Source organism: Microtetraspora sp. AC03309 (assembly GCF_020826795.1).
Classification (GTDB): Bacteria; Actinomycetota; Actinomycetes; order Streptosporangiales; family Streptosporangiaceae; genus Microtetraspora; species Microtetraspora glauca.
Map to the genome: position 1 here is coordinate 67,783 of NZ_JADDIL010000047.1, position 7,204 is coordinate 74,986.

The 7,204-nt window shown below is 68.5% G+C and carries 8 protein-coding genes; 7 read left to right on the top strand and 1 reads right to left on the bottom strand.

What is annotated here, in order from left to right; genetic code table 11:
• Positions 1-20 precede the first annotated feature (20 nt).
• From IMZ11_RS25690 to IMZ11_RS25700, 3 genes are read left to right on the top strand one after another with little or no spacing between them, the layout of a single operon-like run.
• The gene (locus IMZ11_RS25690; RefSeq protein ID WP_228644937.1) at positions 21-1,598 is read left to right on the top strand and encodes a helitron helicase-like domain-containing protein; all 1,578 of its coding nucleotides are present in this window, start codon (positions 21-23) and stop codon (positions 1,596-1,598) included.
• 14 nt (positions 1,599-1,612) lie between these two features.
• The gene (locus IMZ11_RS25695) at positions 1,613-1,783 is read left to right on the top strand and encodes a helix-turn-helix domain-containing protein (RefSeq protein ID WP_061261344.1); all 171 of its coding nucleotides are present in this window, start codon (positions 1,613-1,615) and stop codon (positions 1,781-1,783) included.
• Complete coding sequence (locus tag IMZ11_RS25700) at positions 1,780-3,162, top strand: tyrosine-type recombinase/integrase (RefSeq protein ID WP_228644941.1); 1,383 nt, start codon at positions 1,780-1,782, stop codon at positions 3,160-3,162. The genes IMZ11_RS25695 and IMZ11_RS25700 overlap by 4 nt, the downstream gene beginning before the upstream one ends.
• A 470-nt stretch (positions 3,163-3,632) precedes the next feature.
• On the opposite strand, the gene IMZ11_RS25705 is transcribed toward IMZ11_RS25700, so the two are convergent.
• On the bottom strand, positions 3,633-3,860 hold the full coding sequence (locus IMZ11_RS25705; protein WP_228644942.1) for a hypothetical protein: 228 nt from the start codon (positions 3,858-3,860) through the stop codon (positions 3,633-3,635).
• 240 nt (positions 3,861-4,100) lie between these two features.
• On the opposite strand from IMZ11_RS25705, the gene IMZ11_RS25710 reads away from it, so the two are divergent.
• The 4 genes from IMZ11_RS25710 to IMZ11_RS25725 form a co-directional block, all read left to right on the top strand.
• The gene (locus tag IMZ11_RS25710; RefSeq protein WP_228644944.1) at positions 4,101-4,766 is read left to right on the top strand and encodes a hypothetical protein; all 666 of its coding nucleotides are present in this window, start codon (positions 4,101-4,103) and stop codon (positions 4,764-4,766) included.
• Between the two features lie 76 nt (positions 4,767-4,842).
• A complete protein-coding gene (locus tag IMZ11_RS25715; RefSeq protein ID WP_228644946.1) occupies positions 4,843-5,184 on the top strand; it encodes a hypothetical protein in 342 nt (113 codons plus the stop codon).
• Complete coding sequence (locus IMZ11_RS25720; protein ID WP_228644948.1) at positions 5,181-6,050, top strand: hypothetical protein; 870 nt, start codon at positions 5,181-5,183, stop codon at positions 6,048-6,050. The genes IMZ11_RS25715 and IMZ11_RS25720 overlap by 4 nt, the downstream gene beginning before the upstream one ends.
• A gap of 80 nt (positions 6,051-6,130) precedes the next feature.
• Positions 6,131-7,204, top strand: a 1,074-nt coding sequence (locus IMZ11_RS25725) for a hypothetical protein (RefSeq protein WP_228644950.1), incomplete at its 3' end; no start/stop codon positions are given.

Sequence of the window (7,204 nt, forward strand, 5' to 3'; positions counted from 1 at the left end):
CGACTCCTCGGGCGGTGCGGATGGCTCAACCGCTCGCCCGTGAAGTCGTGGAAGAGATCGCCAAGCAGTACGGCGTGTGCATTCGCCCAATCGCGCTCCGGCGGCTCGACACCTACACGGGCAAGGTCGAAACGATCGATGTGCCATGCGGGGCGACGTTGGAGAGCAAGTGCCCGCCGTGCGCGAAGCGGAACCGGCAGCTTCGGATGGCCCAGTGCCGGGAGGGCTGGCACCTCGACCACGAGCCGGTCAACACTCCCGACGAGGCCGATGAGTATCAGCGGTACCTCGTCGAACTCCGGGCTGATGCCCAGGCTTGGCGGGATGAGGCGGCCGAGGCCGGCGAGGACACCATCGACCTGGACGCGGCGATAGGCGACCTGGACGACGAGATCACCCGGGCCGGGATGCGCGGCACCGTCCTCGGCCGCACCTCGGGGAAGCGGTCGCGCTCGACTCGTCGGCGGCAGGATGCCCCGGACCTGCCCAAGCGGGTCATGAGTGCCACGACGCTCGGGCGGACCTTCACTGGCTCAGACGGCAAGACGTTCCGGCCCTCGATGTTCGTCACCCTCACCCTGCCGTCGTACGGGCGGGTCAGGAAGAACGGTGCGCCCGTCGATCCGAGCACGTATGACTATGCGCGGGCGGCTCGGGACGCGCTGCACTTCTCCAAGCTCGTGGACCGCTTCGTGCAGAACCTCCGCCGAGTGGCCGGGTTCGACGTCCAGTACTTCGCATCCGTCGAACCGCAAAAGCGGCTCGCCCCGCATCTGCACATGGCCGTGCGGGGCCACCTACCACGCGCGGAGATCAAGCAGATAGCCGCGGCGACCTATCACCAGGTGTGGTGGCCCTCCGTCGACACCGTGAAGTTCGAGGCTGATCATCTGCCCGTCTGGGAAGACGACGCCGGCTACCTCGACCCGACAACCGGTGAAGTCCTGCCCACCTGGGATGAAGCCCTCGACGAGCTCGACCAGGACGACGAGGCCGAACCCCTACACGTGGTCCGCTTCGGGGTTCAGGTCGACGTTCAAGGCGTTCTCGCCGGGACCACCGACGCAGACACGTGCATCCGCTACCTGTCCAAGTACCTGACCAAGTCCATCGGGGACACGATCGACCCGGACGACTCCGCGCAACGGGAGCACGCGGAACGTCTCGGCAACGCCCTCCGGTATGAGCCGTGCTCGCCCACGTGCCCGAACTGGCTCCGGTACGGCGTGCAGCCCAAGGGCGCCAAGGCGGGCATGATTCCGGGCCGCTGTCGGGGCAAGGCGCACAGGCCCGAACATCTCGGCTATGCCGGACGCCGGGTCCTGGTCTCGCGGAAGTGGTCGAACAAGACCCTGACCGAACACAGGCACGACCGCCGTACCTGGGTGCTGGAAGCCCTCGGCCTGCCAGACGAGCCAGTCGATCCGCACCGGTACGTCTGGCGGCCCGTCAAGCCTGGAGATCCCGGTCTCGACCCCATCGGCGTCCGCCTCCTGCGCTCGGTCCATGAACGCCAGCGCTGGCGCAACCACTTACGAGCGCTCGAAGCACAAGCAGACGGACAAGATCTTTCGGCAATCAGTGAGGAGGCGGCGTGACCAGGAAAGACGAAATGCTCACCGTGGCCCAGGTCCTCGACGAACTCGGCGTCTCCGCCCGGACCTTCTACCGATGGCGGGAGATCGGCAAGGCTCCGGAGGGCTTCAAGCTCCCCAACGGCGAGATCCGGATCTACCGCAGCGAGTTCACCGCATGGCTTGAGACGCTCCGGGAGGTGGCGTGACCTCCTCGACGTACAAGGTCAAGTTCTGGGGCATCCGCACCAACACGCGCGCCCAAGGGGACGGCAAGAAACCGCGCGTCGTCTCACACACCGTGCGATGGACGGTCGGCATCGCCGAGAAGTCATCGACCTTCAAGACCAAGGGGCTCGCCGAGAGCTTCTTGTCGGAGCTGCGCCAGGCCGCGAGGAAGGGAGAGCCCTTCGACCTGGAGACCGGGCTCCCGGCGTCGATGATGAAAGCGAAGGACGTGCGCACCTGGTACGCCTTCGCGGTCGACTACGTCCACGCCTGGTGGCCGCACGCGGCGGCCAAGTCCCGCGACGGCATGACGGACACCCTGACCGGCGTCACGCTCGTCCTCACCCGCCATCACCCCGGCCGTCCTGATGACGCGACTCTGCGGCGGGCGCTGCGGCACTTCGCGTTCCTGCCGCTCGACCGTCGCCCGGTCGCCACACCGGAGATCGCCGGGGCGCTGCGCTGGCTGGATGCGGCCTCGCTGCCCCTGACCGCGCTGGAAGAGGCCAAGCACACGCGTGCCGCGCTCGAATCGCTCTCGCTACTGCTCGACGGAACGGCGGCGGCCACCTCGACCTACCGGCGCAAGCGGGCCGTCTTCCACCACGCCTTGGAGTACGCGGTGGAGCGCGAAGAACTTTCGGCAAATCCGCTGCACCGGGTGAAGCTGCGCCGTCCCAAGCCCGGTGGCGAGATCGATCGGCGCTCGGTCGTCAACCCGGCCCAGGCGCGGCAACTTCTCACCGCCGTGACCTATGTCGGGCGGACGCGCGGGCCGATGATGAGGGCGATGTTCGCGGCCATGTACTTCGGCGGGCTGCGCCCCGGTGAAGCCGCCGGCCTTCGTGAGCAGGACTGCCACCTCCCTAAAACCGGCTGGGGCCTGCTCACCCTGGCCAAGACCCGGCCGGAGAGCGGCAAGCGGTACACCGACTCGGGGGAGACCCACGACGAACGCGGCCTCAAGCATCGCGGCGTCAAGGAGACCCGGCCAGTGCCGATCCCGCCTGAGCTGGTGACGATCCTTCGCGACCACATCGCGGCCCACGGCGTCGCCGCTGACGGGCGGCTGTTCCACACCGAGTCCGGCAAAGCCTTCTCCGGATCGACCGTCTCGAAGATCTGGAAGGAAGCGCGCGGCTACGCCTTCCCTCCGGATGTCGTCGCCTCGCCGTTGGCGGCCCGGCCGTACGACCTGCGACACGCGGCGGTCTCGCTCTGGCTGAACGCCGGAGTCCACGCCCCGGAAGCCGCGGAACGGGCGGGCCACGGTGTGGACGTGATGCTGCGGGTCTACGCCAAGTGCATCGACGGGCAACGCGAGATGGCCAACCGCCGGATCCTGGAAGCGCTCGCCTGATGAGACGAGATCACAACGAAGGACCCCGGGAGATCTCTCGGGGTCCTTCGACGTATGGGCGCGGAATCGTTCCACAAGGACGCCGAAACGGCCGGGTTCACCTGGGAAAACGGGGCCAAGAGCATTCCGCGTATGTTCCGCGACCACTGGCATCCGGCTGCTTTCGGCGGCTCTCGGCTGCCTGTCATGTGAATCATGATCAGGCGAGAACCCGCAGGTGGCAGGGCATATTCACTGATCAAACTGAGTAGGGCGGGTGGGACTTGAACCCACGACCCACGGATTATGAGTCGCCCGGATCTCGTGTCGATCAGTATCGGTTGATGTCACCGAATCGCATTCTGGCTGATAGAGGCGCTGAAGCCCTGTCGTGTTATGTCGGTCTTGCCATTGCGGGATGGGGTCGTGTGTTCCTTCCGGTCTCCCATCGGTCTCCCGCGGTCCCCCTGTGTAATGCCGAACCTCGATGGCTACTTCTCCTTGAGGCGGCCCGTCTGCTTGGCCCAGTCGAGGATGTCGGACAGCCACCACCAGTCGCGGCCGGAGATCTTCCCGGCGGGCTCGGGGAACTTGGCGACTTCGACCCATTCCTTGGCCGAGCGTCGGCGCCAGGTGACGACGGTGTCTTGGGTGACACCAAGGCGTTCTGCGATGCCGTCGATGCCGACAGGGGTCCATGGGGATGCAGGTCTACTCACGAGCGTGAGTGTACGTCGGGAGTCAGCGAACGTCACGCACGCACGTACGTCAAACAAGGGCGTACGTCTAAGGTTGACGGGGTGTACGTCTGAGGCGTACGGTCATGGATGTGGCAGCAGTGACCGGCCTTCAGGTCACGAACTGCTGCGCTTCACCCCTGACCAACAGCAGGACGGCCCCCGCCAAGGCGACTGCAACGCCCGGCGGAGGCCTTGACCAGGAGAGGCACCTCCCAGCCCATGCACAACCGTACGGGCGTCAACGTCGACGCCACCACCTCGGCCGCTCCCCAGCGTCTCGACGTCGCCAACCTCACGCCGCAGCAGCGCGGCGGACTGGCCCACGTCAGCTACAGCGCGACCGACACCCCGAACACCGGAGTCGCGACCGTCAACCTGACGGCCGCGAAGAACAACCTGTCCTTCCCCCAGCGGACCGGCCGCGCCTGCATCACCTGCGGCGCCACCGGCACCATCCTCAAGCCCGCCGGGACGCTCCTCGACATCGACGTCGTCGAGTGCGAGAACCACCAGTGGGAGCGCGCCAACGCCGACAACCCGCCCACCTGGTTGACCGGGCCCTGCCCCACCTGGTGCATCGCCGAGCACCGCGGCAGCGACCACCCCGACGACCGCAACCACCACAGCACCAACGTGTCGGTGTCGCTCAAGACCATGGACTACCAGAACCACGGGACGCCCGACGAGCCCAGGTTCGTCCCCCTCGAGTTGATGGCGGACCTCTTCCAGCAGCACCTGCAGGCTGAGCCGCGCGTCGTCCTCAACGACACCAGCGACAAGTTCGCGGATTACTTGTCTCTCGACGAGGCCGAGCGGTTCGCCAACCATCTGCTTGAGCTCGTCTTGGCGGCCCGCCACAACTGGGACCTGCCCGACCCCGAATAGTAAGACGGCCCCGGGCCGGTGCGCGAACACCGGCCCGGGGCCTCGATCCCACCCCTGCGTACTCAGGAGAGAGACCGTGATCAGCAACCCTATCGGCCTGCCCCGAGGTCGGTGCCCCATCCTGTGGTGCATCGTCGCCCACGCCCTGAACGGCGACCAGCGGACCCACCTCAGCGCCGCCGTCAGCTTCCACAACGTCGCCATCACCCTCGCGCAGGCCGAGACCGCCGGCCATCTGGACGAGCCGATCGTGCGCCTGTCCTGGCTGACCGCCGACGGCCGCCACAGCATGGGCGACCTGCCGCCGTCGCTGGCCGCCGACCTGGGGGAGCTGCTCACCTGCATCCGCCTCCAGGAGCTCGGCGACGTCGGCAGCGCGATGCACCGGGCCGGCGTCACCCTCGGGGCGCACGCATGACCCGCCGCTGGCCGCTCCTACTGCTCGCCCTGCCCGCGTTCGTCGCGACCTGGTCCGGATGGGTCGGCCTCGGCGAGCTCACCGGCTTCGGCCCCGTGAAGCCGCTCCCGGGAATCTCCGACTTCACCATTAACACGGCGATCACGTTGCCGATCGGGGTCGAGACGTACGCCGCGTACGCGCTGGGGGCGTGGCTGTCCGGCCGCGCGCTGAGCGCGGGAACCCGACGGTTCGCGAAGTGGTCTGCGATCGGCTCCCTCGTGCTCGGCATGCTCGGCCAGGTCGCCTACCACCTGCTCGTCACCGCTGACCTCGAGGTCACGCCATGGCAGATCGTCACGGCGGTGTCGTGCCTGCCGGTGCTGGTGCTCGGCATGGGTGCCGCGCTCGGGCACATGCTCGCCCGCGACGCGCACGCCGTACCGGCAACCGTGGGCGTAACGCCCACAGTTGAGGCGGCGGCCTCGCTGGAGACGCCGGCGGAAGAGGGTGAAGAATCTACTCCCATTCCCACGCCGGACGCCGTACCTGACGCTCACGGGTACACCCCCGAACCGACCCAGGTACCGGTGAGCCGCGAAGTGTACGACTGGGCAGCCGAGCAGGATCTGTTCGACGCGGAACCGCCCGCCGACACGGCCGACACACCGGAGTCCGAGCCCGTCCTCGATGACGTACCTGACGGCCCCGGGTACGTACCCGAGCCGCTCCCCGACGAGCTCGTGAAGCAGGCGGCCAGCGCCTTCCTCGCCGACGTCGTGACAGGCAATGTCCCCGGCGTCCGCCGGATCAAGACCGAACTCGGCGTCGGCCAGGAGAAGGCGCAACAGGTCAGAGGCGTACTCACCGCACTCGCCAACGTCTGACCGTCTGTACCCCGCCCTCGGGTCCACACCAGCCAAGCCGTACCCGAGGGCGGGTTCCCTCATGGAGAGGAAGCCCTATCTTGACGCAGCTCGCCGAGGAACACGACGCCCTCGTCATCCCGTTCCGGCCGACGCCCGTACCCGCTGTGCCTGCCGTACCTCGCGACCGCAGACGCCGGATCCGCCGCGCCGTCCAGGCCCTGCGCCAAGGCCGCTACGCCTCCCGTACGGTCAAGGTCGTTTATGCCACCGCGCGGACTCCCCTCGCCGGGACGGGGCGCATGGCGGGGACGGCCTGGCGGTGGATCCGCGCCGACGACTACGCCGCGGCCGAAGACCTCCAGTTCCGTGAGAAGGTCCGCACCCGGCGACGCCGAACGGCGTGGTGGGTCGGCGGCGGCTACGCCCTATCGACTGCAGCCAGCACGGTCCTGTGGAGTCCTTCGGCGCCGCTACTGGCCGCCGGGGCGATCATCGGCCTCGGCACGGCCGTCGAGGCGCACAAGCAGCTCACAGGGCGGACGACGCCGCTCAAGTTCCCGGGCCTGGGCAAGAAGACGCCCGGCGAGGACATGGTCACCCGGGCGGCCATCGCCGCGAAGCTCGGCAGCGCCGACGGCATGCGCCTGGCCGCGCCCGTCCTCACCGAGCAGAACGGCTGGTCGACGATCCTGCAACTCCCGGCCGGGCAGCGCGCCCGCAAGGCCCTCGGCAAGGAAGCCGACTTCGCGTCCGCGCTCGGCGTCGGCGAGACCCAGGTTGTGTTCGAGCTCATCGGCGAGCACGCGGGCCGCCTGGCCGTGTACGTGTCCAAGGCCGACCCGTTCCTGAAGGTGTACCCCTCCCCGCTGCTCGGCCGCACGGAGCCGCTCGACTTCTGGCAGGGCGTCCCCGCCGGGGTGAACGGCCGCGGACGCCCCGAGGTCCTCCGCCTCGTCGACGCCTCCCTCCTGGTGGCAGGGGAGCCGCGCGCGGGGAAGTCCGCAGCGGTGAACGGCATCATCGGCGCGGCCGCGCTCGCCGTCACCCCCAAGATCCACCTGTGGGACGGGAAGGGCGCCGGCGACCACCGGGCATGGCGGCGTATCGCCGAGACCGCCGAGAAGCGCAACGCCGCCGGGCTGCTTGACCACCTGCGCAGCATGCAGGACCGC